Source organism: Nocardia sp. NPDC049737, assembly GCF_040674755.1.
In the GTDB taxonomy this organism is placed as follows: Bacteria; Actinomycetota; Actinomycetes; order Mycobacteriales; family Mycobacteriaceae; genus Nocardia.
On record NZ_JBFANH010000012.1, the window covers coordinates 1 to 26497 of the forward strand.

Sequence of the window (26497 nt, forward strand, 5' to 3'; positions counted from 1 at the left end):
GCCGCCTCCCGATGGCGCCGACGCCACCAAACCCGCGTCCGACAAACCAAATACCATCGACAACGACTGTCACACAACGAAATACAACTGTCGTGTTAATACTCCAGCCGGACTCCGTGATCGTTGATGCTGCTGGTCAGGGCGCTGAAAGTGGGGCGGCCACGGCGTGATCATGTTGTGCCGTTGGCGGTCGAAACGCATCGACGCCGAGGAGTTCTACCGGCTGCTCGACGGCGTCGTCATCGACGATGTCATCGCGCGGACACACGAGTGAGAGTCGCTGACACTGATCCGGCGTGCTGTGGAGCGATCAGTAACTATGTTACTGTCCCGTAGCGCGCAGCTGTGGCGGGTCTCATTCCGTCGAGTGTTATGCGGCCTAGGGCACTCTGGCGACGGCGCCAGGGTGGGAGTTGAAGAGGGTTATTGATGCAGCAGCAGGGTTGGCGGCGTCCCGCGCCGGGATTGTCGACATACACCGGACGGCTGGCTCTGGTGGCGGCCGTGGCCTGCGGGACCGTGGTGGCCGGGGTCGGAACCAGCGCGCCGCAGGCGGCGGCCGCGCCGGTGAGCGCGTTCTACACCCCGCCCGAGCAGTTCTCGTCGCAGCCGGGCGCGGTGATCAAGACCGAGCCGATGACCGTGTTCGCGGCCCCGCCCAGTGTTACCGGGTGGCCGGTTCGAGCCGAGCGCATCATGTATACGACGCGATACCAGGACGGTTCCCCGGCCGCGGTGACCGGCACCTATGTGGAGCCGACCAACCCGTGGCGAGGCTCGGGTCCGCGCCCGACCGTGGTGATCGGTCCCGGGACCGCCGGTCAGGCCGACCACTGCGCGATGTCGGTGGCGTTCTCGACCGGCGTGACCATCACCGCCGACCCGTCGGTGTCGCTGTCGGCAAATCAGGAAGCGCCGTCGGCCGCGGTGTGGAGTGCTCTCGGCGCCCGTGTCCTGGTGACCGACTACATCGGACTCGGGACACCGGGTATGCACACTTTCGCCAACCGGATCGAAGGCGCCCACGCCATCCTCGACGGTGCTCGCGCGGCGCAGCACCTGGGCGGTGTCGGACCGGAAACCCCCGTGGTGTTTTGGGGTTACTCCCAGGGCGGGGGCGCGACAGCGGGGGCGGCGGAGATGCAACCGGACTATGCGCCGGAGTTGAACCTCAAAGGCACCTGGGCAGGTGGGCCGGTCGCCGACCTTGCCGCGATCCTGCAGCGCATCGACGGCGCACTTATCGGTGGCGCCATCGGTTTCGCGATCAACGGACTGCTCGCTCGCTATCCCGACCTGCACAAAGCGGTCGACCGAGTGACCAGCCCCGCTGGACGCGCCATGCTCGATACGCTGAGCACCGAATGCATCGGGGATGTCATCACCCGTCAGCCCTTCCTGAAAACGAGCACGCTGACAATCGATGGCCGTTCGCTGACAGAGCATCTCGACGCGATTCCGGAAGCGGCGCCCGCCTTGGCCGACATGCATGTCGGCAGTCTGACCCCGAGGACGCCGGTTCTGATCACCAGCGGCCTCAATGACGACACGGTGCCGTACGGGCAGGCTCGTCGGCTGGCCGAGGAATGGTGCGCGAAGGGGGCGGCGGTCACCTTCCGCACCAACGATCTGCCGCCGATCTTCTCCGGCGCAACAATCCCCAACCATTTCGGACCCGAGATCATCGACGGATTCGGACCCGATAACGCGATCACGTACCTACTCGATCGGCTCGCCGACAAACCGGTCGCCGGCTGCACTATCGACTGACCGGTGTGTGCGTGTGCTCCGACTCGCCGGAGTCGGCGGATCAGAGCACACGCCTTCCGGCACAGCGGACATGGCCGGATGCCTCGACACCAGCCCGACTTGGATGCGGCGCACCCCCAGCCAACCCCCGATCGCTCTCGTGACCTCTTGCGGAAAAGCGATCGGGGTGGGGTTTGGACCGCGTCCACGATCGAACCCTTCGCCGGGCGCTCATAATTCGGATGCCACGTAGGGGCCATTAGAAGGAGCGTCGACAAACCGAGGCAAAGCTTCGGCAACGCGACCGAGACTTGCAAGAGCACCTCGACCTCGCGGTCACCGCGATCCAACGCCTGAGGTTGGAAAACCACCGACTGCGGCAAGAACTCGAGGCAGCCCACGCAATCACGCCACTTCGCCCTGGGCACGGGCTCAGCTCTGACCGCCATCGGTGACTGCTGTCGCCGCAGTGGCCCCGCGAATGACCGTCGGCAATGGCGACTATCGTGCGTCGCCACGCGGGGTGGCTGGACAAGAATCGATCAAAGCAGTTTGTCGGACGCAACTGGGTCTCGCCAGATTTCTCGACACCGCCTAGGGCCGGCCTGGGGACATCGCAAGATCGCCGCCATGATGCGCGCGACGGATACGAGGTATCCACCTCGACGGTGGAGCGGGCACTGAGGCGTCGCGGTTTGCTGCTGCCACGCGAGTATCGCGCCGACCGGAAATCATGGGCAGTGTTGCGACGCAAGGTATTCCGCGATCCACCCACGCAACGCAATCGGGTATGGCAGACCGATTTCAGCGAGTTCGAGACAACCGGTGGCGGTATCCGGCGGATCTGCGCGGTGATCGACTACGCCACCAAGTACTGCCTAGCGGTCGCCGTGACACCGACCGCCCGCGGCGCCGACGCACTCGCCTGCCTGACGCTCGCGGTCACCGAGGCCGAGAGAGTTCTCGGGCTGGGTGACCTGCGGGCTGACCGAGGGCTGACCGAGGTAATCGGTCCGGCCGGCGAAGTGCTCGGCATGGTGCCCGCCCCGATCGCGGTGGTGTCGGATAACGGTCCCTGTTTTCGCGGGGAGGTGTTCAAGACCGCTTTCGCTGGGCCGGACCCGTTGCTCCGGCATGTTCGCACGCGGGTGCGTTCACCGCAGACAAACGGTGTGATCGAGCGGCTCTTCGGCACCTTGAAGTACGAGCACCTGTTCCGCGGAGTGATCACCGACGGTGACGCTCTGGACATGGAAGTCCACCGATTCCGGATTATCTACAACTCGATCAGACCGCACCAGGCGCTCGGCGATCGAACACCGATTACGGCCTTCTCAGCCACCGCCAGTGAGGAGGCAGCGGACGCGGGTCCCTGCTCTGGCTGAATGATTGCGTCGGGTAACCCTTCGGTCTGACGTCGTGCCTCGGCGTCAATGTCTTCCCGCAGTGGGGTCGGCGACGATCTACCGCATCACTTGGGTTACGCCGGAACGGCTTGCCGATACCTGCGCTAACCGATGAGTTTCCCGGCGCGTTCACGTCTTTTATCAGTAGCCACGCAAAACCTGTTGGAGAGCGTGGAGGTCGGCTTGCTGCCGCTGTTTCACTGGTGTCGCATGCCTCGGTGACCGAAGGAGGTGACATGTCAGACTGTGAACCGGATGTTGTGCTGGGGCCGTTCTCGTCTCCGGACGCGCAGGCGACGCCGTGGGCGTCGGCGTTGGCGGTCGTCGGTGCGGCGGAGGTGTTCTGGCTTTCCACAGTGCGCCCGGACGGGCGACCGCACGTGACGCCGTTGCTGGCGGCGTGGAGTCTGGGTGGGTTGTGCTTCACCACGGGCGACAGGGAACGCAAGGCGCTTCTCGTGCCGACAACGGTTGGCGATCAAGTAAGCAGATCGCCAGGTGTCACATCGATCCGTTGTGCCCCAACGAGATCGGGATACCCACGTCGGACGAGTGAATCCCCAAAACCTATCCACTTTGTCCCGACGTACATGGGCGAGTCACGCTGACCGGGATGTTCCGCGCGGCGGCTCGGTTGTACGTGATGGGCTAGCGAACTGCCGGATGACCCGGGCGAGTCTGGCTGGTTGGTCGAGTGGGATGAGAGTGTAACTATCTGCTATCTCGATCAACTGTGCGTGGGGGAGCAATTCGACCAGGCGTCTGCCGTGTTCGGGTGGCATCACCCGGTCGTCGGCCGCCCAAACCACGAGGACGGGGCGGTCGAAGCTCGGCAGATACTCGGCTGAGGCGAGCAAGAAGCTCGTATCTGCCGCCGCGGCTCGCAGCATTCGCACTGTGTCGCGACGGATCTCCGGCTGAGTCAGGGGCGGCTCCATCCAACCGGCGACCGTTGCGTCTCCGCGTTTGGTAAGCCACCCGAACGCGAGCGGGCTGTGCCGGAGCATCCGGAACCGCATTTGCTGCATGAACAGCCCGAACAGTGCTGGCGAGAGCTTGCCGGTGAGCATGAGCAGCTTGCCGGTCAGCCCGGGAGGGAAGTTGTCGAACGCCTCGCACGAGACGAGTACGACCCGCCCCACGCGTTGTCGCGCGAGTACAGTGCCATCGCCCATGAGTAGCTGGACAAGCGCGCCGCCGGTGTCATTGCCGACGAGGGTCACGTCGTACAGGTCGAGGCGGTCGAGGAATTCCGCGACCAGCTGGGCTATCGCGGGCAAAGAAAGGTCAGCCTCGGCGTGCATCCCGTGCCGATGCGCGCCGAGCGGCAATGTCGGCGCCACGCATCGGTGGTCGAGGGATAGTTCGGCAATTGGTCCGTCCCACAGTGAAGCGTCCATCATCAATCCGTGCAGTAGCACAATCGGGGGGCCGTCACCGCCGGTGTCTTGGTAGTCGATAGTTCCCGCGGACAGCTCGATCTGCTTCATACCTTTTGCTTCCGCGAGGTATGGGGGATGCCGGAGTGATTCGCTGCCGGATGATCGAATAGGTGCCGGTGCAGGAAGGATAACTGCGCCTCGACGGCTTGCTCGTGCTTATCCAAGAACGGGGCGTAGTGGGGACCGGATATTTCGACGAGCTCCCCGCGTGGAGCGCGGCTCGCCGCCTTCACGGATGGCTTGACGAGCGACGTCTGATCGCGGTCACAGACCATGACAAGTAGCGGCGACTGCACCTGGGACGCGGCGCGGCCGGGCCGATAGAGAGTGAAGCGAAGCGCGGTACGGGCAGCGACCGTCTGCTGCCAGTCCGGGTACATGTGCGAACGCAGTGCGAGTCCGGTATCGAGTCCGTCCGGCGTCGTGAGCATCGCGACGGTCCCGGGCTCTCCGACGAGCGGCACCAATCGCGGTGGACGCCCCACGAGACTACCGAGGGCATCGACAACGCCCCGGCCGGTGAAACGTAGCATCGCCAGTGGCTTCTGGTGGCGCATGGCGTTGCGGCTGAGGGCCGGACCGTCGGGGTTCGGTGTCTGTGCGATCGCCGCGCCGAGCTGCGGGTTGCGTGCCGCGACCCGGAAGATGTGACCGCCGGAGGCGGAGAACCCCCAGACCGCGAGTTTGGTCGGATCGACTCCCGGCAGAGTCCGGGCGAAGTCGATCGCGGCCTGCCAATCGTTGAGCTGGTTTCTGGCCGAAAAGGCGAGGCGTGGCTGCCCGTCGCTCTCACCGACGCGGCGGTAGTCGAAGGCGAGGACCGCAAACCCCGCATCGTTGAATCGCTTCGCGAACTGGTCGGTGGCCGGCTCCTTGGGTACCGCGAACCCGCCTGCCATGATCACGCAGGCGCCGTTGGTTCCCCGATAATGCCAGGCGGCACATACGGTGTCGCCGCTGACGAATCGAACCTTCTCCCGATCGACGGACTCGGGTGTGTCTTGTTCGGTCATTTGGAGCTTTCCTCTTCTGATAGTTGGGCGCTGATCGGTATGGCTGCTAGCTCCGGTATCCGCGTCGCTGGTGGTGACGGGCTCCTTATCTCGGGTGCCCGCGGGATGTGGTGAAAGAATCGGGCCCCGGCGTCCGAGTGCCGGTTGCGTCTCATTGCTACGTTCCATCCCTGGCTTCGTCGGGGCTCAGTCGACGCACCGAGACCAGACATAGCCCGAGGTCGCGGACTTTGGTCAGAACACCGTGCAATGCGGGTTGATCAGCAATCAGGCCAAAGATGGCGGTCTGACTGGCCTCGCCGTTGACCTGCAGTCCGCCGAACCAGTCGGCCCACCGATCGTCGAGGAGGCCATCGACGCGGATCTCGTAATGCGCCGGCCATCCCGAGCCCTTCACACCCCCTCACGGTCCTGGCACAGAACCAATGCCCGGCCGCATTGGCGCTGCCGCTCGAGGAGCCAGAGGGCGGCGGGCCATGGCATGGGGCAACGCGTTACGCGTAGGGAGCGCCTCCCCGGCGCCTGAGGGACAGGTCGTGTATTGGTCGAGACTGAGCGCATCCATTCCCGATTCCTCCCGCTGATGGCCATTTCCGTAACCGATACGCTACGAACGCCCCCAGACCGGCGCGTCACCCAAAGGTGGATATACAGGTGGAATCTCCGAAGACGCGTCCGGCCCAAAAGTGGTACTAGGGCAGGCCCAGGATTCTCTCGTTGCCGCCCATGCCGGGCGGTCCGCAGCGGGAGTGCCTGGTTGGCCGCCATTACAATCGGCCCAGCCAGCAACCGAGCTAACCATCGCTGGACGTGCTGAGCGGTGGGTTACCGACGGCTGAGCCCGCCCGCGGCTTACCCGTTACGAGGTGCCATGTCCGAGCAGGATGCGCTGCTAGCCACCAAATTGCGTGTGCCCGGGCTGCGCCTGGGCTTCGTGCCCCGCCCGCGGCTCGTGGGTCGGCTCGACGCAGATCTGAAGCCGGGGCTGGTCCTGGTCTGCGCTCCGGCAGGGTTCGGCAAGACGGGCTTGCTGGCCGAATGGGCTCGAAGTGGCCGACGGCCGGTTGCCTGGCTATCGCTTGATGCGGCGGACAATGACCCGGCGCGGTTTTGGCGGCACGTGGTTGCGGCGCTCGATCGGGTGCGCCCGGGAATCGGCGAGCAGGTCGGCCCGCTGCTGGGCCCGCCTGCCCCAACCTCGTTCGAAGGACTGGTGACGGCGCTGATCAACGAACTCGACGCCTGGTCTGGTGAGGATGAGGTACTGCTGGTCCTCGACGACTACCACCTGATTGATGCACAGGCGGTTCACGCCGCGCTGACGCTTCTGCTGGAGCACCCGCCGACAGGTCTGCGGCTTATGCTGGCCAGCCGGTCCGACCCGCCGCTGCCGCTAGCGCGGTTGCGGGCCCGGGGTCAGCTGGCTGAACTGCGCGCCGACGAGCTCCGCTTCGCACCGGACGAAGCAGCGGCGCTGCTGCGTGGAGCGACTGGCGGCGGCTTGCCCGACGCGGTAGTAACGATGCTTGCCGCCCGCACCGAGGGCTGGGCAGCCGGACTGCAGTTGGCCGGCCTCTCGCTGCGAAGCCAGGCGAATCCCGCCCAGTTCGCAGCAGCGTTCAGCGGCAGCCACCGCTACATCCTGGACTACCTGGCAGGGGAGGTTCTCGAGCAACTGAGCGAGCAGGTGCGCGGGTTCCTGCTGGAGACCTCAGTGCTCGAGCGCCTCAGCGGGGAGCTCTGCGACGCCGTCACCGGCCGGGCGGATGGTCAGGAGATGCTGGAAGGGATCGAGCTGGCCGGCCTGTTCCTCGTACCGCTGGATGAGGTACGCGGCTGGTGGCGCTATCACCATCTGTTTGCCGAGCTGCTCCGCGCCCAATTGCAGCACGAACAGCCCGGACGGGCCTCAGCACTGCACCGGAACGCGGCAGCCTGGTGCGAGGCGCATGGGCTCGCCGACGAGGCCGTACACCACGCATTACGTGTGGACGACACAGCCTGGGCTGCGCGGATGATCGAACGGTACTTTGACGGGATCTTCCGTCAGGGCGAGCAGGCGACGGTGCATCGTTGGCTTTCCGAACTGCCCGCCGAGCTCATCCAGTCACGGCCCCGCCTGTGCCTGGCACAGGCGTGGATGGCGCTCGTGGGTAGCAACATGGACGCGGCTGGGCCGCGGCTCGACGCTGCTCAGCGGACGTCTGCAGACGCTGGTGAAGAGCCGTTCGAGCCGTCGGTCGGCAGACCCGCGAGCTGGCTGGCGAACGTCCCCGCAGCGATCGCACTCGGTCGTGCCTGGCTCGCCTATTTGCACCGCGATGCCGAGGGAACGGCCGCGTTCGCCGCACGGGCACTGGCCGAACTCGGTGAGGACGAGTGGATGCTGGAGTCCGTAACCTGGTGGCAACTGGGCTTGGCCGAATGGCTGCGTGGCAGGCTCGAAGAAGCCGAGCGGGCTTTCACCTCGAGCATCGCCCAGTGGCAGGCGGCGGACGAGTGTTCCCTGGCTGTTCGAGGTTACTACCACCTCGGCCAGGTGCAGCGCGCCCAAGGCCGCCTGGACGCAGCACTCGGCGCATACCAGCAGGCACTCGAGATCACCGCACGACCCGGTGTGTCCACTCTGTCGACTGCTGGCATGGGGTACGTCGGCATGGCGGAGGTGGCCTACCAGCGAGGCGAGCTTGATGCGGCCCTCCGGGACGTAACAGAGGGCATCCCACACTGCCGGCAGCTAACCTACACTCAGCCGCTGGCCGCGGGGCTGACAACGCTGGCCTGGATTCGGCAGGCCAAGGGTGATCCGGCCGGGGCGATGGAAGCGATCGGCGAGGCCGAGCAGCTCACGTTGGGCACAGCCATGGCTGACCTGTTCAACCCCGTTCCAGTGCAATGGGCGCGGTTGCACCTCGCACAGGGCGACGTTGTCGCGGCGGCCCATTGGACGAAGGAACGCGCCCTGAGCGCGGAGGGCGAGCCGGACTATTCCCGGGAGCCTGAGTATCTGGTGCTGGCCCGGTTGCTGCTCGCACAAGACTTGCCCGACCCGGCACTTGCACTGTTGGAAAACATGCTCGCGGCGGCGGCCACCCAAGGCCGTGTGGGGAGCATCATCGAGATCCAGGCGCTACAGGCGCTGGCCCTCGCCGCTCGCGGTGCGGAGAAAAGCGCTGTCGACGCACTGGCCAATGCGCTCACACTCGCCTGCCCGCAAGGCTATGTTCGGGTTTTCGCCGACGAGGGTGCCCCGATGGGCGTCCTACTCCGCCGACTGATCGCGGCCCAGCAGGCGGACCACGCAGCCCGCGGCGTGCCCCTCGGATATGTGGCCCGGGTGTTGCAAGCGCTCAGCCACAAGCACGTCGTCCAAGGTTCCGGGTCGAGTGCCGCGGCATTGGTGCCGGGCTTGGTCGAGCAACTGACCGCCCGTGAGCGCGACGTTCTGGGCCTGCTGGTCGCAGGCAGATCGAATCGGTGGATCGCCGACGAGTTGGTGGTCAGTGTCGACACCGTCAAGAAACACCTCACCCATATCTTCGGCAAGCTCGGCGCCGTCAACCGCACCGAGGCTGTCGCCCGGGCGCGGCAACTGGGTTTGATTCGCTAGAGCAGCGCTTCACCTTCACCGAGGCAGCTCAACGGAGGTGCGGGCCTGCGATTTTCGCGTCCAACGCAACGTCTGGTTCACATCCTGCACAGCCGTCAATCGGCCCGAGCACGAAATCAGCTTCGACAACGGCTGGGTGACCGAGAAGGCGCTGGCGTCCAGAACATCCGCACGAAATTTACTCTCCTCCAACACTATTGACTAGCCGATCGTATGGAGCATGGGCGTCACAGTCTGCCGGCCCCGGTGACGAGGGCGGCCGAGGTGTGTCCGGTGGAGTTGCGTGACGAGCAGCTGCGTGAGGCCTTGTTGGTGCGCTACCGGGCCGAGCGGATCGAACTGACGACGCCGGGGCGGATCGACCGCCTGATCAGTTCGGCGCGGGCGACTTTCGAGGATCAGTTCTGTAAGCGCACCGTGTCACGGCTGAGTGAGCTGTCGGGCGACCGGTTGAACAACCCTGGTCGCGGTCGGTGTGATCGGCTGTGCGAACGTGCTGACGGGTGAGCGGAAGTCGGTGCTGGCCAAGGGGTTCAGGATCAGTCGGGAGACCGTCTACAGCTACCTGCGTGTGGAGGTTGTCACAGGCTGAGCCGGGACCCGCAGCTGCCCGAGATCGTCTTCGCTGATGAGCTCGGGCTCGCTGTCGTCCTAGTCGTCGAAGCAGCGACGTAGCTGGATCTCGTCGAGATATTCGCGGATACCTATCCCGGATCACGAGAGCAGCGGCACGTTCGGCGATTGCGAGCACGCTCGCGTTCGGGCTCACGTCGGTGAGTTCGGGCATGACGGCTGATCAATCAGAGAATGCTCGAATTCGGCTATCGCGCGGAGGATATGGAAGAACATGCGGATGCCGCCCCGTTCGCAGACCGAATCCTGACGGGTGTCGACGCCCGCGAGGTCGCCGTCGGCCCAGAAGCACATCGTCAACCAAACCAGCAGACCACTGCTGGTAGAGGCACTAATCGCCGCTAAAAGGTGGGCTTAGCGCGAGACTGGCTCAGACCGAGAAGGTCGGGCTCAGCATGGTTGCGACGACCGCGATATTTCGATAAGATGATATCGAAAACATATAATATCAATTCGACAAGATATGATTCGGGTAGCGCCTCGAAGGATCATCGAGGCTCCGGCCGAACGCCAGGCGCCACGACCGCGACTCCAGGTGTGCGTTCCCTGCCGTGCCGACCGCTGATTACGCAGTTTGCTGAGCTTCATCCACCTATCAATGGAGAATTTCATGTCGAATACCGATCGTGTCGCCGTTGTCACCGGCAGTGGGCGCAGCATCGGCCGGGCGATCGCGCTGCGTCTGGCTGCAGACGGGGCGAAGGTCGTCGTCAACTACAAGAGCAATGCCAAGGCTGCCGAGGAGGTCGCCTCTGCGATCGAAGTAGCCGGTGGGCGGGCCACCGTCGTGCAGGCGGATGTGACCGATCCGGCTCAGCTGACGTCGCTGTTCGATGCTGCGGAACGCAGGTACGGCGGGCTGGATGTGTTCGTGCACAATGCCTACGGGTTCGCTGCCGGGCCGATCGCCCGGGCGTCCGACGAGGACTACGCGCGGTCGTTCGCCGCCAACTCCCGGGCCACGTTCGTCGCGTTCCGGGAGGCTGCCGAGCGAGTACGCGACGGCGGCCGGATCGTGTACATTTCGTCGTCGGCCACCCGGGCGAGCGACCCGTCCATGTCGTTGTATTCCGCGAGCAAGGCGGCGGGTGAACAGTTGGTCCGGGCCTTCGCCCGCGAGGTGGGGCCACGGGGAATCACCGTGAACAGCGTACTGCCGGGGCCGACGAATACCGATGCGATGCAGCCCATGAAGGAGATGTTGACGGAGCGGGCCGCCCGGACACCACTGGGCCGCTTCGGTGAGCCGGAGGACATCGCCGATGTCGTCGGTTTCCTGGCCTCTCATGATGCTCGATGGGTGACCGGTCAGAGCATCGCCGCCGACGGGGGCCTCACAGCGTGACAGGCCGGCCATGCACCGCGACATCTCACGGGCTTGGCCGTTGACAGCGCGGGATACAGGTCACGGTCGCCGGCGTCGCGACAGTAGCCGGCGTGCCCCCTGCGCCGCCCCGTTGGTTCAGGCAAAAAAGCGTGTCCAACCGGATCCGCCACCGGAACCCGCGCAGTCGCATAGTCGCCGAACGTCGACCGTTTTGTTAGAAAGGACCAGGCCAGATGGCCGAGAGCAGTGCAGTATCGAACAACGAATCAGGCGCAGTCGACTTCGACCTGGTGTACCGCGGCGAAACAGCCGCCCAGGGCTTGAGCTTCGAGCGGGTGCCCTGGGACATCGGTAGGCCGCAGCCGCTGCTCGTGGAGTTCGAGAAGCGGGGCAGTATCACCGGCGAGGTACTCGACGCCGGTTGCGGACCGGGCGATACCGCCATCTACCTGGCCGGTCTCGGGTACCAGGTAACCGGGCTAGACATCGCGGCCACGGCGATCGACCAGGCAAGCCGCCGGGCGGCGGAGCAAGGGGTGTCGATGGTGTTCGAGGTCGCCGACGCAACCGTCCTCGACGGATATGACGGCCGGTTCGACACGGTCGTCAGCAGTCAGCTCATTCACTGCCTGAATCCCGAGCAGCGCCGCGCGCATGTGGCCGCGCTGACCCGGGTGCTCAAACCTGGCGGCCGGTTGATCCAATTCAGCGCCAACTTCGCCGACGGTGTCGAAACCTTCGGGCTGTATTCCATCTCGGAGGACGAATTGCGTACCACGTTCACGGCGCCGGACTGGTCGATCGTCGGTCTGCGAGCCGGCCGTATGGAGGGCACCAGGCCGCCTGAGCCGTTGTTGAATCAGTTCGCACAGTACAACTTCCATCCTGAATTCACTGATGACGGACTGATGCTGATGCCCGTCTTGGCACTGGAAGCGCAGCGGCTCTGACGAACTCGCCAGTGCGGGTGGCTCGTACAGCACTGACCCAGCGCGGTGTCGGCTGAGCCCGATCGGACGTTTACGCTGCGCGGGCGCGGCGCATACGTCCCAGTGGTCGAGCTCAACCGAGCCGTCGCGATCGTCCGAGCCGGCGACCCCCGCTGCGGCGTTGCGCGCCGTCAACCGCCTCGACTTTGATGGCTACCTCTACTTTCACTCGACCCGCAGAGTTGTTGCGGCTTGTCGGCCGTGATGCCGAGGCCCGAGCGGCGTGCGGCCGGGCGCTCGAGCCACCTCGACCCGAGCGGAGGATTCCTGACCCGGCGGGTCGAACAGACCGTTCGATGAGACCGACAAGGCGACTCACCCCTTGTTCGACACCGACCATGCCGGAACCGCGGCGATTGCGCCTCTCATATTATATGAAATCAATATTTTATGAGATAAAATGGTTCATGTCGGCCGGATTGATCCGGGACCAACTCGAGAAGGAGCTGCTATGTATCTCGTCACCGGCGCAACAGGGGTGATCGGTCGACCGCTTATGGACACGCTCCTTGCGAGCGGAGCGCAGGTCAGGGCGGTGACCCGACAGTCCAACGTGAGCCTGCCCCAAGGGGCCCACGCAGTGACAGCCGACGATCTCGACTCCGCCCTGCAGGGCGTCGACTCCCTTTTTGTTCATCCACGAGCGACTAAGGACGACATCGCGAGCCTGCTCGCTCACGCCGCCGAACACCGTGTCGGACGTGTGGTGGTGATGTCGGCGATCAACGCCGACGACGATGTGTCGTTGCAGCCTTCGTGGTTCAACGGTGACCGCAATACCGAGGTCGAACGCGCGGTTGTGAACAGCGGATTGCCGTGGGTGAGCGTGCGGCCGAGTTCGTTTGCGATGAATACGCTTACGATGTGGTCCGGTCAGGTTGCCAACGGCGACATGGTGTTCGGTCCGTTCGCCGAATTCGCTGAGCCACTGATCCATGAGTGGGATGTCGCCGACGTGATCGCACGTGCCATGGTCGATGATGCGCTGCTCGGCCGAACGATCCCGATTACCGGCCCCGAGGCGCTGCGTATGGACCAGCTTGTCGCCATCATCGGAGAAACGCTCGACCGGCCATTGGGTTTTCAAGAGGTTCCCTCCGAGATGGCCGCCAAGGGCATGATCGCGCACGGGCTCGACAAGCAGTTCGTGGACGCCCTGATGGCTCGATACGCCCGCGAGATCAAACAGCCGCTCACGGTGACCAGCAATGTCGAGGACATCCTCGGCCGTCCAGCTCTCCCATTCGCCACCTGGGTAGCCGATCACAAGGATGACTGGTCATAACCCGCAGTATTCAGCTCCCGACGCACGGCGTAGGGGTGTGCGGCCGAGCACGACAGCGCGCTGTCGATACGGTCATGTGCTTTGCGTGGCTTCTCGGTGGGTGAGAACGACTTCGTCGAGCCAGTTTCCGTAGGTCAACGGGTGTGGTCGGCGCGTGTGTTCCCCCAGGGCGCGGACGTTCTGCAGGCGGATGGTTGTGGAGCAGTTTCGGCCACGACCACCGTTTTCGTGGTTGTAGGCCCTGGCCGCCAGCACTCGATACATACCGCCAGCGCGGTCTCGTTCCGTCGTGAATGTGGCCGGACCCACCTCATTGGGAAGCCGGACCACTTGTGCCGCAGGAGATTCCAGGGGTTAGCCGGTGCCGCAATGTCGCCGCCGACCACTGCTGCTCTGAGGTAGCGGTGTAGGGAGGTCTTCGGGACACTGGAGGCATTGTCACGCGTCCCACCTGGAAGCCCTCGCCATCATCACCAGCAGTCGATGCAGGACCTTCGCGGGACCGGGGGCAGCCTCACCGTTCAACTCGACGGCGGCGAACGCCTCCGCCAGCGCTGGCGCCGGCGCGAACACGCCGTGACGGAAGCAGTTGTGGCTCAGGTCGCTACGCCACCGTTTGTAGTCGCTGACCACCCGCGCCAACGTGTCGCCTTTCGCGCCACTGACCCGGGGATATTCGTGATCAGCACACGTTGGCCCCGGTACGGGACCGCTGCAAGCCTCATTTGAGGCTATATGAAGTTCATATAATATGATAAAAATATTGTAGTTCGTAGGGTATCGGCCGTGCGAGAGTGAGGAGCCTGACGATGGCCAACGCAAGAGTTCGCGTGGGTGCTGCGCAGACGATGTCGGTGTTGCGCACGCCGGAAGAGCGGTTCGAAGGCTTGCCCGGCTATCCGTTTGCACCGCACTACACCGATATCGACGCTGGTGATGGCGCTGGCACGCAGCTGCGGGTGCACTATCTCGACGAACGTCCTGTCGACCCGGCGCGAGCGTCGGGGCAGACCATCCTGCTGCTACATGGAGAGCCGTCGTGGAGCTTCCTGTACCGGCACGTGATACCACCGTTGGTCAGCGCCGGGCATCGCTGTGTAGCGCCTGATCTCGTCGGGTTCGGCAAGTCGGACAAGCCCATCGACCGTTTCGTGTACACGTATCAGAGCCACGTCGACTGGCTGGCGCGAACGGTATTCGATCGCCTCGACCTTCACGACATCACGATGGTGTGTCAGGACTGGGGAGGTCTGCTGGGGCTGCGGTTGCTGGCGGAGCATCGAGAGCGGTTTCGTCGCGTGATCGCGACGAACACCTCGTTCCCGACCGGCGACCAGGACCTCGGAGGTTCCTTTGCGCTGTGGCTTCAGCTCAGTCAGCGTTCGAATCCCTTCGACATCGGCCAGGTCGTCGACCGTGGCACCGTGACCGATCTCGATCCGGCGGTCCTGGCGGCGTACAACGCACCGTTTCCCGATGAGTCGTATCTGGCGGGCGCTCGCCAATTTCCCCTACTGGTGCCCATCGCGCCGTTCGACGACGCTGCAGCGGCGAACCGCAAGGCGTGGGCCGCGCTCGGGATGATGCGGATCCCGTTCTTGTGCGCGTTCAGCGACAAGGATTACGGGGTCGGCGGTGGGGACCGGGTGTTTCGTGAGCACGTTCCAGGCGCCGCTGGGCAACCGCACGTCACGATCGCCAACGCTGGTCACTTTGTGCAGGAAGATCAGGGGGCCGCTCTGGCCGCCATCGTCGACGAATTCATCCGATCGACTCGCTGAACCGGTCGCGGGGTGTGCCGTCCCGGCCGTGGCGGAAACCGCCCGTCGAACGAGTTGTTTGGTGCCGACATGGCGGCGGGGGCGCATCGAATTGCGGTCTTCAACGTCATTCCGGTCTGATGATGCGCGTTCGCTCGTGGTTCGCGGCGCGCCATTTCTATGCTTGCGCGGTTCTGCGTATGATATGTAAGCCGTATAAACGTGGGCGAGGTGGCGCAGGATGAGTTCAGTAGCAGGCCGTGCTCCGACGCGAAGCCGGCGGAGGTTGACGGCTGACGTGCGGGAAGCATTGCGTGACTTGAATATTCAGTTGTCGCTGCTCAATCGGAGGTTTGGTGGCCGCGTTGAGGTCAAGGATGTCGATTGGACGTGCCTGGATCTGATCAACCGATATGGCCCGCTGTCACCTACGGCGCTGGCACGTCGTGCCGGGTTGCATCCTGCGACGATGACGGGGATTTTGGATCGGTTGCAGAAGGGGGGATGGATCGTGCGCGAGCGTGATCCAGAGTCCTCGGATCGTCGTGCGGTCATGTTGCGTGCTGTGCGCGAACGGAATTCCGAATTGTTCGAGTTGTTCTCCGGGATGAACAACCGCATGGATAAGTTATGTGCTCGATATTCGGTGGCCGAGCTCGAAGTGATCGCAGACTTCCTGCAGCGGACCGGCGAGGTGGGGCACGAGGCAGCGGAGGAGTTGGCGGAAGGCTGAGGGGTAGCAGCCCATTGGTGTTGCTGGGTTTTCTGGCCGTCGGTAGTACGCTCGTGCGCGGCTTCGTCCTCGGTGAATTAGCTCGCCCTTTGGCCGTCCCGGCGCTATCGGCAGTCATCTGCGATGAAAGCGTAAAGCTAGCGATGGGGCTTCCAAGCTTCTCGCGTAGGTGGCGTGTCGGCGCTATTTGCTGCCGATTCCGTGCCGCGCTGCGGTCCGGAGTGCCTTGGATCAGTGAGCAGCATGAGCGGATCGCGTACCACTGTGGAGTGAAGCCGTCTTCTCGGGCGCGTCCTGACGACGGCGACGCCATCCGGCTCGCGGGTCTGTCGGGGCTGCGAGTTGCGCGCCGCCAGGTGCGGTGGAGTCGTGTGGTCTCGCTCGACTTGCACCTTTCCAACATCACCAGTCGCTCGGCGTTCCTTGTCCTTGCCGAGGAGGACAAGCGTGCCTTTCTCTTCGAGGAGCGCAGGCGACTACGGGAGATGTTCCCCGGCGAGGCGGTGGAAGAGACCTACGTGGTTGATTTGCTGATGACCACTCGTCCGTGACGTGCTCCGGTGTCCGGGAATTCGCAAGGACGGTCAGCCGACTCCGGCGACAGGGGGATGCATCGAATCTCGGATGTCTTTCTCACTGCGCGTGCGGCAGCGTTCACGCCATTGGGCGGCGCCGGGGCTCAGGCCAGGGTCGTCGAGTTGGATTCGTTCACCTGGGCGGGAAGGACGTGCGGGAACCGTCGGCCTGGCAGCGCGACCAGACCTGCAACGGCCGCCGCGTAGCAGAGTGCGGCGACCACGGCGCAGCTTACGGAGAGGCCGGACAGGAACGAGTCCTGCGCGGCCGTGAGCAAACTCGGATTGCGTGCGGCGATCCCGAATGCGACCGGCACCGAGTCAGCGGCTTCAGCAGCCTGCCCGGTCGTAGCGAACGCGCTGTCGAGCAGGCGGGAACCGAAGATCGATGAGAACACAGAGCCGACCACGGCGACTCCGAGCGTCGAGCCCAACTCGCGAGTGGCATCGTTGACCGCCGAGCCGACACCCGCCCGAGACGCGGGTAGCACGAGCATGATCGACTCCGTCGCCGGGGTCGAGATCAGACCCATGCCGAGGCCCATGAACATCATCTGCGGGACGATCACGGTCCAGTAGGGCGTGCCGACGTCCGCGGTTCCGGCAATCCACGCCATGGCGGTGCCGAACGACAGGAGCCCGGTGACCACCACAGCGCGTGTACCCAAGCGCGGAGCGAGCAGCCCGCCGACTACCGAGGCAACCGCGATCGATAGCGCGACCGGGAGAATGCGGGCGCCGGTGGAAAGTGGGCCGAACTCGCGGACTACCTGGAAGTACTGGGTGATGAGGAAGATGAAGCCCGATAGCGCGAAGAAGGTGACCGCGACCGCTGCGCTGGCGGCGCTGAAGCGTCGATCCGTGAACAGTCGGACGTCGAGCATGGGGTGCTCGGCCGCGCGTTCGGCCACCACGAAGGCGACGGTCAGTCCGGCAGCGATCGCGAACCCGATCACCGTGGCGCTGCTACGCCAACCGCGCTCGGGGGCCTCGATCACCGTGTATACGAGCACTCCGAGCAAGGCGATCGAGCTGGTCAGGCCCCGGAAGTCCAGGGCAGGCACGGAACGGTCGCGGGATTCGGGCACCAGCAGGAATCCGAGAACGGCGGCCACGAGCGCGAGTGGCACCAGTGCCCAGAACACGCTGCCCCAGTAGAAGTGCTCGAGCAGCAATCCGCCGGTAACTGGGCCGGAGGCGACGCCGACCCCGACGATCGCACCCCACCCGCCGAGCGCGGCGGCGCGCTGTCGGCGGTCGGGGAAGGTGTTGGTGATGATCGAGAGCGTTGTGGGGAAGATCAGCGCGGCGAATGCTCCCATGCCGAAGCGTGCCGCGATCAGCGCGACCGTGCCGTCGACCATGGCTCCTACCGCGCTGGCGGCGGCGAATCCGAGGAGCCCAGCCAGGAGTGCTGGTCGTCGTCCGTGGCGATCCGAAAGGCTGCCCGCCGCCAGCACCAACGTGGTGAACGCGAGGTTGTAGCCGTCGACGACCCACTGCAGTCCACGGGTGCCCACATCGGACTCGGTCGCGATGCTGGGCAGCGCGACATTGACGATCGTGATGTCGAGGTTGATGGCGAGCACCGCGACGTAGACCGAAACAAGGATTCCGGCCTTGCGACTCACGAGGGTTCCTTCAACCACCAGTCGCGGATCGCGGCCGCGAACCGGTCGGGTGCGTCGGACTGCACGAAATGCCCTGCGCCTTCGACGATCACGGTGTGGTGGTTGGGGAAGAGCTGCTCCCATTGCCGTCGCTCCTTGTCCCCGAACACGACGTCGGCGTTGCCCCAGATGATGAGCGTCGGGAGTGACGCGAGGCCGGGAAGGCCGGCTTCGACATCGGCGAGAAGGGCATGACTGGCGGTAATAGACCGGGGCAGTACGGCTGACGCTTGGCGCCGATCGGAGGTGGCGAGCGCCTTGCGGTAGTGGCCTATCTCCTCGACGGTCGGCTTCCGCAGTCGGTGCCCGATGGGGATCGTCGCCTCGACGAACAGGTTGAACTGCCTGATCAGCAGACGCCCCAGGGGGCCGCCCATCACGTGAGAGGCGATGTGCGCCTTCGGATCACCATTCATCGGCCAGCCCCAGGTGTTGGTCAGCACCAGACGCTCGAAGGCGGCGGGCCGCTGCTCGACGGTGGCGAGACCGATGGGGCCACCCCAGTCGTGGGCCACGAGGGTGATCTCGCTCAAAGCCAGAGCGTCGACGAAGGAGGTGACGATGTGGATGTGTTCCTCGGGTAGATGCCGATAGTCCGGGCGGGCCGTTGACAGGCCGAAGCCGGGGTAGTCGAGTGCGATGCAGCGGAACTCGTCTCGCAGGGCACCGATCACCTCGCGATACACAAACGACCAGGTCGGGTTTCCGTGCAGGAACAGCAGTATGGGCCCCGAACCTTCATCGACGTAGTGGATCGTGTGCCCGTCGATGGCCACGAACCTGCTCTCGAACGGGAACAGTTCGTCGTCAACCCATGCAGGTCTTTCCATCTCGGTCATGACTCCACCTCACTTCGCGACTACACTTGATATAGTCACGTGAACTTTAGAATGTCAAGCAGGTGGAGATGAGTCGAAGTTACGGCCAGTACTGCGGTCTTGCCCGGTCGCTCGATGTCGTGGGCGACCGGTGGAATCTGCTCATCGTCCGCCAGCTCCTGGTGGCTCCCGCCCGCTACCGCGAACTGCTCGATGGGCTCCCCGGCGTGGCCACCAATCTGCTCTCCGACCGGCTCCGCGACCTCGAGGCCGCAGGCGTCGTCGAGCGCCGGCTTGCCGAACATGGCAACGCGGTAATGTACGCACTCACCGCGTGGGGTGCCGGGTTGCGCGAGCCGATCGAAGGGCTCATCCGGTGGTCCACACCGCTGATGGTGCGTGGCCCCGCCAACGACCGCTTCCGTCCCGAATGGCTGGCTGTGGCTCTCCCGGCCTTGCTCCGCGGCAAGGTGGATGCAGATCGATCATCGACGGTCGGGGTTGGGATCGACGGTCAGATGTTTCAGGTGCGGTCGACCCGCTCGGGCCTGGATGTCAGTCCGCACGATGGTCGAGCCCTTGATGCCGTCGTGCGCGCAGAGGCCGCGATCGTTCTCGGCCTGGCGGCAGGCATGCTCGACCTCGACGCAATCCGTACACTCGTCGACATCGAAGGTGACGAGACAGCCCTGCGAGCCATCTTCGGTGCGCGACAAGCCCCCCAATGACGCGGCTCCGTGCGTCGATGACCACCCCCAAGCTGGCTTGCCGATTCCTCTGGACACTCGCCGCTGGTACGTCTGCCAGCGAGGCACTGGTTCGCCGAGCAAGCTGAGAGAAGGCTCGCCGACAACCATCTTTCCGGTATCGGCGCCGACGCGGTCACGACATCAACGTTCTGTCCCACAACAGCTAGATCAAGAATGCCCGCAGTTGGGGGATCGCCTCGACCGGGTGTTGTGCGCGGATGGCTTCGCCGATCGCGTCGAACCGCCACACCCCGTTCATGCGGGACAGTTTGCCCATGACCAGGCCGGTGTGGGTTCCACCGCCGGTCAGGTCGTAGCGGGCGATTTCGGTACCGGACACGCCGTCGACCAGGCGGCAGAACGCGTTCTCGATCTGGTCGAAGGTTTGGCCGGAGTAGGAGGTGACGATGAAGACGACGGTGGTGACCTCAGGGGGTAGTCGGGTCAGGTCGACGGTGATTATTTCGTTGTCGCCCTTGCCTTCTCCGGTTGTGCTGTCGCCGAGGTGTCGTACCGAGCCGTCGCGGGAGCTGAGTTGTTCGTGGTAGACGACATCGACGATCTGGTCGGCGGCGAACAGCAGCGCCGCCGCGTTCAGGTCGATGTCGACCGACCGCGAGCGCAACCAGCGGCGGGCGCGGACCGGATCCCAACCCAGCGCCATGGTGACATGGTTGAGGGCCGCTCCGCTTTGGTCGCGCAGCGTTACGAACAATGGTTTCTCCCTTTGTTGTCAGGCGAATATGAAGTAGCGCAACCACAGATACGGTGCGGCGACCGCGATGGTGATGGCGGTGACGACCGCGCCCTTGCGAGTGAATTCCCAGAACGAGATGGGTGCTCCGGCGCGGGCGGCGATGCCGAGCATCACGACGTTCGCGCTGGCGCCGACCGCGGTCAGGTTGCCGCCGAAGTCCGAGCCCAGGGTCAGCGACCACCACAGGGCGTCGGTGTGCCCGGGGTTGTCGATTCCGGCCGCGAGGTCGGCGACCAATGGGCTCATCGTCGCGACGTATGGGATGTTGTCGATGATCCCGGACAGCAGCGCCGACACCACGAGAATCAACATGACGGCCACCAGCGCGCTACCGCCGGTGGCGTCGGTGGCCCAGCCTGCCATCGTCTCCACTACACCGGTCTTCACCAGTGCGCCGACCATCACGAATAGTCCGGCGAAGAACAGCAACGTTTCCCATTCGACTCCGGACAGGTAGTCGGTGGGTTCGGTGCCGGAGATCAGGACCAGCACCCCGGCGCCGAGCAGCGCGACCACCGAGGGATCGATGTGTAGCAGTGAGTGGCCCACGAATCCGGTGAACACCGCGAGTAGTACGACGCCGCATTCGATCAGGAGTCGGCGGTCGCGTATGGCTTCACGTTCGTCCAGTGCCATCACATCGGCGATCCGTTCAGGGGCGGCGTCGAAGGAGCCGCGGAACAGTCTCGGCAGGATCAGGGTGAACACCACCAGTTCCAGTACCACGATTGGCGTCATGTGTAGGAGGAAGGCGTTGAACGACAATCCGCTTCGGCTGGCGATGATGATGTTGGGTGGGTCGCCGATCAAGGTCGCGGCGCCGCCGATGTTGGAGGCGAATACTTCGGCGATCAGGAACGGTGCGGCGCGGATGCCGAGTCGGTCGCACACGAGCAGGGTGACCGGTGCGATCAATAGCACGGTGGTGACGTTGTCCAGGAACGCCGAAGCGACGGCGGTGATCAGAGTGAGCAGGATCATCACCCGCACTGGGGATCCCTTGGCGCGCTTGGCCGCCCAGATCGCGGTGTATTCGAAGACGCCCGTTTGACGCAGTACCCCGACGATGATCATCATCCCGAACAGCAGCAGGATGACATCCCAGTCGACGCCGGTGTCGTGGGAGAAGAACGCCTCCCCGGAATCGAGCACTCCCAGTGCGAGGATCACCGCCGCGCCACCGAGCGCGGCTTTGGTTTTGTGGATGCGTTCGGTGGCGATGAGCAGATACGCCACTACGAATGCGGTGACCGCGATGGTGGTCACCGTGGTCCACCCATGCGCGGGCAGCCGTTTACATCGCGGCGAGTGCCACCTGCAGTAACCGTGATGCGGTGATCACGCCGATCATCCGGGTTCCGTCGACCACCGCGATCAACGGGCATCGGCAGCGGGCCATCAGGGCGGCGACTTCGATCACGGTGTCGTCGGCGCGGGCTACCGGCAGGACGGTTTTGGGTTTCGATTCCGGGAGTAGATCGCCGACGGTCTTGCCGCGCAATGCTTCCGCGACCCGATCGGCCATCGATTCCGACAGCACCCCGGCCAGCGCCGGATCGTCCTGGACATATCCCGGCACCAGGAACCGCACCACCTGCGACGCCGGTAGCACCGCCTGGGGCACCCGGTCGGCGTCGGTCACCACGATGCCCGGCAGCCGATGCTCGGCCAGCAGCCTCGCCGCCGCCGACGCCTCGGAATCCTTGGTCACCGACGGATAGTCCTCGGCCATTTGACTTGCGTGCACACCAGCACGATACGACCGCCCGACCCCACACCGACACATATCGACCATCGACATCGTCACGATCAACCGTCGCCGTAGCGCCCGCCACCATGAGCCACCCCTTCGCCGGACCGCCCGACCCGCCGACCGGGTCGGGTTGCCGACCAGACTTCCCGGCGCACCACCCGTAAAGATGCCGTAAAAACGCCAGTTGAGCAAACCGTGGGCGCGGAGGGCAGCGCTCGATTCGATCCGTGAAGAAGTCGGGAGGTGCAGGATCGAATATGGGTCCCTGCTGCGGGCCGATGAGTTCGATAACCCGAGGTGCACCGATGCGCATTCTGATTTCCGGGGCCAGCGTCGCCGGACCCGCGCTCGCCTACTGGCTCAACCGGTACGGATTCGACGTCACCGTTGTCGAACGCGCACCAGCGCCGCGCAAGACGGGCGGCCACGCGGTGGATCTGTTCCGACCGGCCATGGCGATCGTGGAGCGGATGGGAGTAGCCGAGGAGATCCGAGCGAAGGCCACCGGGACCGATACGCTCGTGATACACCGGCCTGCCGCGCGTCCGGTAACACTCGATCTGCGCAAGATGTTCACAGCTGTCTCCGACAACCACGTCGAGATCATGCGCGACGATCTCAGCGAAATCCTCTACAACACAACATGTTCCGACGTCGACTACATCTACGCCGACTCTATCTCCGCGATCAGCGACGACGGTCATGTCACCTTCGAACGCAGCCCGGCACAGCGCTTCGACGTGATCATCGGAGCCGACGGGCTGCACTCGAATGTGCGGGCACTGGTCTTCGGCCCGGAGTCCCGATTTTCCACCTGGCTCGGCGCCTATCTGGCGATTTTCTCCGTCCCCAACTACTCGAATCTGGACGGGGTGATGGAGATGATTGTGGACGTCGGTCGGGTCGCTGGCGTCTACGGTGCCGCCCACATCGATGATGGGCGCGCGGGGTTCTTTCTGCGCCCGCCGCAACCGTTGGACTACCACTATCGTGACATCGAGCGGCAGAAACAGTTGCTGCGTGAGCACTTCGGCGATATGGGATGGCAGGTGCCTCGGCTGCTGGCCGAGCTGGAGAACACCCCGTCGTTCTACTTCGACTCCATCACGCAACTGCGGTTGGACACTTGGTCGCGTGGCCGGGTCAGCTTGGTCGGTGATGCCGCGTACTGCCCAGGCCCGGCGGTCGGTGGCAGCACCAGCATGGCTGTGGTCGGTGCCTATGTTCTCGCGGGTGAACTCGCTGCCCACTCCGGCGACTACGCCGCCGCGTTCGCCGCATATGAACACGAGATCGGCGACTATGTCCGCCGCAGCCGTCGTTTCGCCGTTGCCGCCGCGAAGACTATCGTTCCCGCCCAACGCTACCAGCTGTGGGCAATGGTCCAGGCGGTGCGCCTGATCGACATCTTGCCCGCACCGCTCGCCCGTGCCGCCGCCGAACTCAACGCCAAGGGGGTGCGCCTGCACGACTCGATCACCGTCAAGGACTACGCGGGATTCGACAAAACTCGCGGGTAGTTCGCAACCGATTCTCGACGTCGCGCACGGTGATGCGACGGTCTCGCGGCAGGTGTCCCAGGTGTCGCGCACCATAGCGGCTAGCGCGGACCCCGATCTGAAAAAGCAGATCGGCACGATTCTCGCGGGTAAAGGCAGCATCCGCGATCTCACGTGCGTCGAATCATTCAATCGGACGATACCCATTGTAGTGCAGCGCTATTCACAGATGACCGACGCCCAGCGCAACCAGTTGGCAGAGCAAGCGCAGGCCGGAACTGGCAAGGCTGCGCAGCCAACCACCGGCACCCGCTCCTGGGCTCGAGCCTCAGACGCCAGATCCTGAACCGGCTCCCGCATCTGCATGACCAATCCAGGAGCACCAGCCGTGACAGCTGTCCGAGGACATCATCGAGGGCCGACGACGAGTATTTCCGCGAACGATGGCATGATCAGCGTCGGAGTTCGGGAAGTAGCCCCAGCTGCTATGAGACGCTCGCCAATACCCGCTCTGGCTCGTCCGGTACGTGGTCCTGCGACGACGGCAGGTCTTCGTCACGCCGTCGCGGTCGGAGGTGTCCCCACTGCAATGCGCAGATGCCCGCGATCGCGGCCAGCGCGGTCGCGATGCCGATTTTCCAGCCTGGTGGTCGCCAGGTGAGGATCAGTTCGCTGTTGTTCGTGCCAGCTGGAATATCGAGGGCGACAAAAGTTTTCGCCACCATATGGTATGGGATGTCGCGGCCGTCGAGGGTGGCTCGGTAGCCGGGCCAGGCTAGCCGTGCGAAGACGACCCGGCCGCCGTTGGCCGAGGTCACCCGGATCCTGCTGGTGAGGCTGGTGCGCTCGGCCGAGGTGGCGGTGACGCCGGTGGTGTCGGCGATGAGGCCGTTCTTGGTCGAGATCGGGCCGCCGTCTCGTTCGAGGACCCAGATGTAGCGCTCGTGACCTGGATAGTCGACCCATTTCCAGCCGGGCGGCGCGGGATGGTTGCCCGCCTCCGGATACTGCGCCCGTTGCAGCACAACCCTGTCGACCTTCATCAGGTCGACAATCGTTCGGCCCGTGGATGATTCGGTATCGAAGGCGCGTCGGTAGGCGTCCGGGCAGGTGCTGCCGTCCCAGCCCATGCACAGAATGGCGCTGAACGCCGCATAGCCGATCGGGGTGTAGGCGTTGACGTAGTCCAGTCCCATGTTCTTCGCGTAGTTGCCGAAGGACAGGGATCCGTAGGCACCGGCCAGGCTCATGTCGTCACCCCGCAACAGCGCGCGATCGGCGAGTTGCAGTGTGACACCGTCGAAATGGGGGAACGTGGCCGTCATTTCCGAACGCCGCTCCGGGAAGCCGTAGGACATCGGCGTCGGTGGCGCACTGTGCACCTGCCAGTAGGCGATCGGGAACATGGACACGATGGTCAGCACGCATCCGATGGCGACGCCTCGGGTGCGGACGAGCCAGACCGCGGCGGCCCCGAGCGCCGCGACCGCCGCGGCGGCGGCGAGATGCCGCAGCACATCGTGCGGGTCCGCGGAAAACGAACGCACGAATAGCAATCCGATCAGCACGCCAGCGGCGATCCCGCGTTGGCGCCAGTGCGCGAAGCTGCCGTAGCGGCTGAGCAATACGCACACCAGCACCAGTAGTGCGAGAGCGACCATCGGCAGCACGCGTGCCGGCCACCGTAGTGGCCCGATGCGGCCCGGCCCGGCGCACCACATCAGTACCGCTGTCGCGAAGAGAGTGACCCCGCTTAGCTCGCGTGCCGAGGCTCGAGCTGCCCGCCAGTCGATGAACGCCAGCGCCGGAATAACGAACCAGGCGATATAGACCATCGGCAGCGGCTGGACATATCCCCACCAGCCGGTGAACGCGGGCACGGTACTGGGCAGGCTCGCGTTCAGCGATTCCGACCACGGCACGGTCAGAAAGGGGTCGTTGAGAATTCGTTCGTTTCCCCGCCAGGTCACCGGCGAGGACAGCATTCCGGGCAGGTAGGTTTCCAGGCCCGCCAAGCCCGCGCATCCGGCGGCGAGCAGCAGCCGCAGCGATGGTGCCCACCGCCGCTGGTAGATCGCCTCACCCACCGCGACCGCGACGATCATCAACGCGGATTCGACTGCGGGAAACACATATTGGACCGAGATCGCCAGATACAGGAAGACAAAGACCGGAATCGGTCCACTACGACCCCGCGCGTAGCGGACCGCCGACGCCCAGGCGTGCACCATCCACGCGGTACCGGTGAGCGAGGTTGCCCAACTGGCCTCGTCGAAGAACAGGAACCATCCGCTCAACGGGAAGGCCACACCCGCGACCGCGGCCCATTGCGGGCGGGCGCTGTAGACCAGGCAGATCCGGTAGGCCCCGAGCGCGGCGATGATCGAGAAGATCAGCTTCACCACGGTGACGTAGAGGGCGAGATTGTCGACCGAGGGCGCGATCAGATCGACCAGCAGTTGCGGCGGGTTGTAGAGGCCCGCCTCTTCCATCGAGTAGTTGCCCGACATCCATTCCCATGGCACGAGCGCGGGGAAGTGGCCCCCGCGCAGCTGCCTGCCGAGCATCACCCACATCGGGCCGTACTGGGATTCGGTGTCGTCGGTGTAGAAGTGGCGGGCGTTGGCGAGTAGCACCATCGCATAGCCCGTGACCACACCCAGTGCGGTAATCGCCGCCCATCTACCCACGTCTTTCCGCGATTCGATTGCCGCGCCAGCCACCACGAG

Annotated in this window: 24 protein-coding genes; 14 read left to right on the plus strand and 10 right to left on the minus strand. The window is 64.8% G+C overall.

What is annotated here, in order from left to right; genetic code table 11:
- The first annotated feature begins 429 nt into the window (after window positions 1–429).
- From AB0J47_RS17555 to AB0J47_RS17565, 3 genes are all read left to right on the plus strand, one after another.
- On the plus strand, window positions 430–1770 hold the full coding sequence (locus AB0J47_RS17555) for a lipase family protein (protein ID WP_364346553.1): 1341 nt from the start codon (window positions 430–432) through the stop codon (window positions 1768–1770).
- Between the two features lie 722 nt (window positions 1771–2492).
- Window positions 2493–3134, plus strand: a complete 642-nt coding sequence (locus AB0J47_RS17560) for an integrase core domain-containing protein (protein WP_364346555.1) — start codon at window positions 2493–2495, stop codon at window positions 3132–3134.
- Window positions 3135–3391: 257 nt separating this feature from the next.
- Window positions 3392–3763, plus strand: coding sequence for a pyridoxamine 5'-phosphate oxidase family protein (locus AB0J47_RS17565; protein WP_364346557.1), 372 nt, complete (start codon window positions 3392–3394; stop codon window positions 3761–3763).
- Here the strand turns inward: AB0J47_RS17565 and AB0J47_RS17570 are convergent.
- The 3 genes from AB0J47_RS17570 to AB0J47_RS17580 form a co-directional block, all read right to left on the minus strand.
- Window positions 3755–4645 carry an alpha/beta hydrolase gene (locus tag AB0J47_RS17570; RefSeq protein WP_364346559.1) on the minus strand — a complete coding sequence of 297 codons (891 nt, stop codon included), beginning with the start codon at window positions 4643–4645 and terminating at the stop codon, window positions 3755–3757. The two genes, AB0J47_RS17565 and AB0J47_RS17570, sit on opposite strands and share 9 nt — an antisense overlap.
- Window positions 4642–5610 (minus strand): alpha/beta fold hydrolase, encoded by a 969-nt coding sequence (locus AB0J47_RS17575; RefSeq protein ID WP_364346561.1) that lies wholly within the window; start codon window positions 5608–5610, stop codon window positions 4642–4644. The genes AB0J47_RS17570 and AB0J47_RS17575 overlap by 4 nt, the downstream gene beginning before the upstream one ends.
- 157 nt (window positions 5611–5767) lie before the next feature.
- On the minus strand, window positions 5768–6007 hold the full coding sequence (locus AB0J47_RS17580; protein WP_364346563.1) for a hypothetical protein: 240 nt from the start codon (window positions 6005–6007) through the stop codon (window positions 5768–5770).
- A gap of 474 nt (window positions 6008–6481) precedes the next feature.
- Between AB0J47_RS17580 and AB0J47_RS17585 the strand changes: the two genes are divergently transcribed.
- The 5 genes from AB0J47_RS17585 (at window position 6482) to AB0J47_RS17605 (ending at window position 13454) form a co-directional block, all read left to right on the plus strand.
- Entirely contained in the window at window positions 6482–9220 is a 2739-nt protein-coding gene (locus AB0J47_RS17585; protein WP_364346565.1) for a LuxR C-terminal-related transcriptional regulator, read from the plus strand.
- Window positions 9221–9493: 273 nt separating this feature from the next.
- A complete protein-coding gene (locus tag AB0J47_RS17590) occupies window positions 9494–9727 on the plus strand; it encodes a hypothetical protein (RefSeq protein WP_364346567.1) in 234 nt (77 codons plus the stop codon).
- Window positions 9728–10463: 736 nt separating this feature from the next.
- Complete coding sequence (locus AB0J47_RS17595) at window positions 10464–11198, plus strand: SDR family oxidoreductase (protein ID WP_364346569.1); 735 nt, start codon at window positions 10464–10466, stop codon at window positions 11196–11198.
- Window positions 11199–11413: 215 nt separating this feature from the next.
- Window positions 11414–12130: a class I SAM-dependent methyltransferase gene (locus AB0J47_RS17600; protein ID WP_364346571.1), complete on the plus strand. Its 717-nt coding sequence runs from the start codon at window positions 11414–11416 to the stop codon at window positions 12128–12130.
- Between the two features lie 490 nt (window positions 12131–12620).
- Window positions 12621–13454, plus strand: coding sequence for an NAD(P)H-binding protein (locus tag AB0J47_RS17605; RefSeq protein ID WP_364346573.1), 834 nt, complete (start codon window positions 12621–12623; stop codon window positions 13452–13454).
- A gap of 438 nt (window positions 13455–13892) precedes the next feature.
- Here AB0J47_RS17605 and AB0J47_RS17610 read toward each other — a convergent pair whose 3' ends face one another.
- A complete protein-coding gene (locus AB0J47_RS17610) occupies window positions 13893–14096 on the minus strand; it encodes a hypothetical protein (protein ID WP_364346575.1) in 204 nt (67 codons plus the stop codon).
- Window positions 14097–14302: 206 nt separating this feature from the next.
- Between AB0J47_RS17610 and AB0J47_RS17615 the strand changes: the two genes are divergently transcribed.
- From AB0J47_RS17615 to AB0J47_RS17625, 3 genes are all read left to right on the plus strand, one after another.
- Window positions 14303–15235, plus strand: a complete 933-nt coding sequence (locus AB0J47_RS17615; protein WP_364346956.1) for a haloalkane dehalogenase — start codon at window positions 14303–14305, stop codon at window positions 15233–15235.
- 220 nt (window positions 15236–15455) lie between these two features.
- Window positions 15456–15947 carry a MarR family transcriptional regulator gene (locus AB0J47_RS17620; RefSeq protein WP_364346577.1) on the plus strand — a complete coding sequence of 164 codons (492 nt, stop codon included), beginning with the start codon at window positions 15456–15458 and terminating at the stop codon, window positions 15945–15947.
- Window positions 15948–16216: 269 nt separating this feature from the next.
- A complete protein-coding gene (locus AB0J47_RS17625) occupies window positions 16217–16498 on the plus strand; it encodes a hypothetical protein (RefSeq protein WP_364346579.1) in 282 nt (93 codons plus the stop codon).
- 128 nt (window positions 16499–16626) lie between these two features.
- Here the strand turns inward: AB0J47_RS17625 and AB0J47_RS17630 are convergent, their stop codons facing one another.
- Window positions 16627–18153 (minus strand): MFS transporter, encoded by a 1527-nt coding sequence (locus tag AB0J47_RS17630; protein WP_364346581.1) that lies wholly within the window; start codon window positions 18151–18153, stop codon window positions 16627–16629.
- Window positions 18150–19031 carry an alpha/beta fold hydrolase gene (locus AB0J47_RS17635; RefSeq protein WP_364346583.1) on the minus strand — a complete coding sequence of 294 codons (882 nt, stop codon included), beginning with the start codon at window positions 19029–19031 and terminating at the stop codon, window positions 18150–18152. Before AB0J47_RS17635 ends, AB0J47_RS17630 begins: the two co-directional genes overlap by 4 nt.
- Window positions 19032–19099: 68 nt before the next feature.
- On the opposite strand from AB0J47_RS17635, the gene AB0J47_RS17640 reads away from it, so the two are divergent.
- Window positions 19100–19738 carry a helix-turn-helix domain-containing protein gene (locus tag AB0J47_RS17640; RefSeq protein WP_329408038.1) on the plus strand — a complete coding sequence of 213 codons (639 nt, stop codon included), beginning with the start codon at window positions 19100–19102 and terminating at the stop codon, window positions 19736–19738.
- A gap of 184 nt (window positions 19739–19922) precedes the next feature.
- On the opposite strand, the gene AB0J47_RS17645 is transcribed toward AB0J47_RS17640, so the two are convergent.
- The 3 genes from AB0J47_RS17645 to AB0J47_RS17655 are packed head-to-tail and all read right to left on the minus strand — an operon-like array spanning window position 19923 to window position 22263.
- Window positions 19923–20474 (minus strand): TerD family protein, encoded by a 552-nt coding sequence (locus AB0J47_RS17645; protein WP_364346586.1) that lies wholly within the window; start codon window positions 20472–20474, stop codon window positions 19923–19925.
- Window positions 20475–20492: 18 nt separating this feature from the next.
- Window positions 20493–21782, minus strand: a complete 1290-nt coding sequence (locus AB0J47_RS17650) for an ArsB/NhaD family transporter (RefSeq protein WP_364346588.1) — start codon at window positions 21780–21782, stop codon at window positions 20493–20495.
- 28 nt (window positions 21783–21810) lie between these two features.
- Window positions 21811–22263: a CBS domain-containing protein gene (locus tag AB0J47_RS17655; protein WP_364346590.1), complete on the minus strand. Its 453-nt coding sequence runs from the start codon at window positions 22261–22263 to the stop codon at window positions 21811–21813.
- A 311-nt stretch (window positions 22264–22574) separates the two neighbouring features.
- On the opposite strand from AB0J47_RS17655, the gene AB0J47_RS17660 reads away from it, so the two are divergent.
- Both AB0J47_RS17660 and AB0J47_RS17665 read left to right on the plus strand, forming a co-directional pair.
- A complete protein-coding gene (locus tag AB0J47_RS17660) occupies window positions 22575–23789 on the plus strand; it encodes an FAD-dependent monooxygenase (protein WP_364346592.1) in 1215 nt (404 codons plus the stop codon).
- Between the two features lie 61 nt (window positions 23790–23850).
- Window positions 23851–24114 carry a hypothetical protein gene (locus AB0J47_RS17665; protein ID WP_364346594.1) on the plus strand — a complete coding sequence of 88 codons (264 nt, stop codon included), beginning with the start codon at window positions 23851–23853 and terminating at the stop codon, window positions 24112–24114.
- A 139-nt stretch (window positions 24115–24253) separates the two neighbouring features.
- Here the strand turns inward: AB0J47_RS17665 and AB0J47_RS17670 are convergent, their stop codons facing one another.
- Complete coding sequence (locus AB0J47_RS17670) at window positions 24254–26407, minus strand: hypothetical protein (protein ID WP_364346958.1); 2154 nt, start codon at window positions 26405–26407, stop codon at window positions 24254–24256.
- Between the last annotated feature and the right edge of the window lie 90 nt (window positions 26408–26497).

Excerpts from the sequence above, each read along its gene's own strand:
- AB0J47_RS17660 (WP_364346592.1), top strand. The coding sequence starts at position 22,575 with ATGCGCATTCTGATTTCCGGGGCCAGCGTCGCCGGACCCGCGCTCGCC.
- AB0J47_RS17670 (WP_364346958.1), bottom strand. The coding sequence starts at position 26,407 with ATGGTGCTACTCGCCAACGCCCGCCACTTCTACACCGACGACACCGAA.
- AB0J47_RS17570 (WP_364346559.1), bottom strand. The coding sequence starts at position 4,645 with ATGAAGCAGATCGAGCTGTCCGCGGGAACTATCGACTACCAAGACACC.
- AB0J47_RS17565 (WP_364346557.1), top strand. The coding sequence starts at position 3,392 with ATGTCAGACTGTGAACCGGATGTTGTGCTGGGGCCGTTCTCGTCTCCG.
- AB0J47_RS17595 (WP_364346569.1), top strand. The coding sequence starts at position 10,464 with ATGTCGAATACCGATCGTGTCGCCGTTGTCACCGGCAGTGGGCGCAGC.
- AB0J47_RS17640 (WP_329408038.1), top strand. The coding sequence starts at position 19,100 with ATGAGTCGAAGTTACGGCCAGTACTGCGGTCTTGCCCGGTCGCTCGAT.
- AB0J47_RS17635 (WP_364346583.1), bottom strand. The coding sequence starts at position 19,031 with ATGACCGAGATGGAAAGACCTGCATGGGTTGACGACGAACTGTTCCCG.
- AB0J47_RS17555 (WP_364346553.1), top strand. The coding sequence starts at position 430 with ATGCAGCAGCAGGGTTGGCGGCGTCCCGCGCCGGGATTGTCGACATAC.
- AB0J47_RS17620 (WP_364346577.1), top strand. The coding sequence starts at position 15,456 with ATGAGTTCAGTAGCAGGCCGTGCTCCGACGCGAAGCCGGCGGAGGTTG.
- AB0J47_RS17615 (WP_364346956.1), top strand. The coding sequence starts at position 14,303 with ATGTCGGTGTTGCGCACGCCGGAAGAGCGGTTCGAAGGCTTGCCCGGC.
- AB0J47_RS17575 (WP_364346561.1), bottom strand. The coding sequence starts at position 5,610 with ATGACCGAACAAGACACACCCGAGTCCGTCGATCGGGAGAAGGTTCGA.
- AB0J47_RS17600 (WP_364346571.1), top strand. The coding sequence starts at position 11,414 with ATGGCCGAGAGCAGTGCAGTATCGAACAACGAATCAGGCGCAGTCGAC.
- AB0J47_RS17605 (WP_364346573.1), top strand. The coding sequence starts at position 12,621 with ATGTATCTCGTCACCGGCGCAACAGGGGTGATCGGTCGACCGCTTATG.
- AB0J47_RS17585 (WP_364346565.1), top strand. The coding sequence starts at position 6,482 with ATGTCCGAGCAGGATGCGCTGCTAGCCACCAAATTGCGTGTGCCCGGG.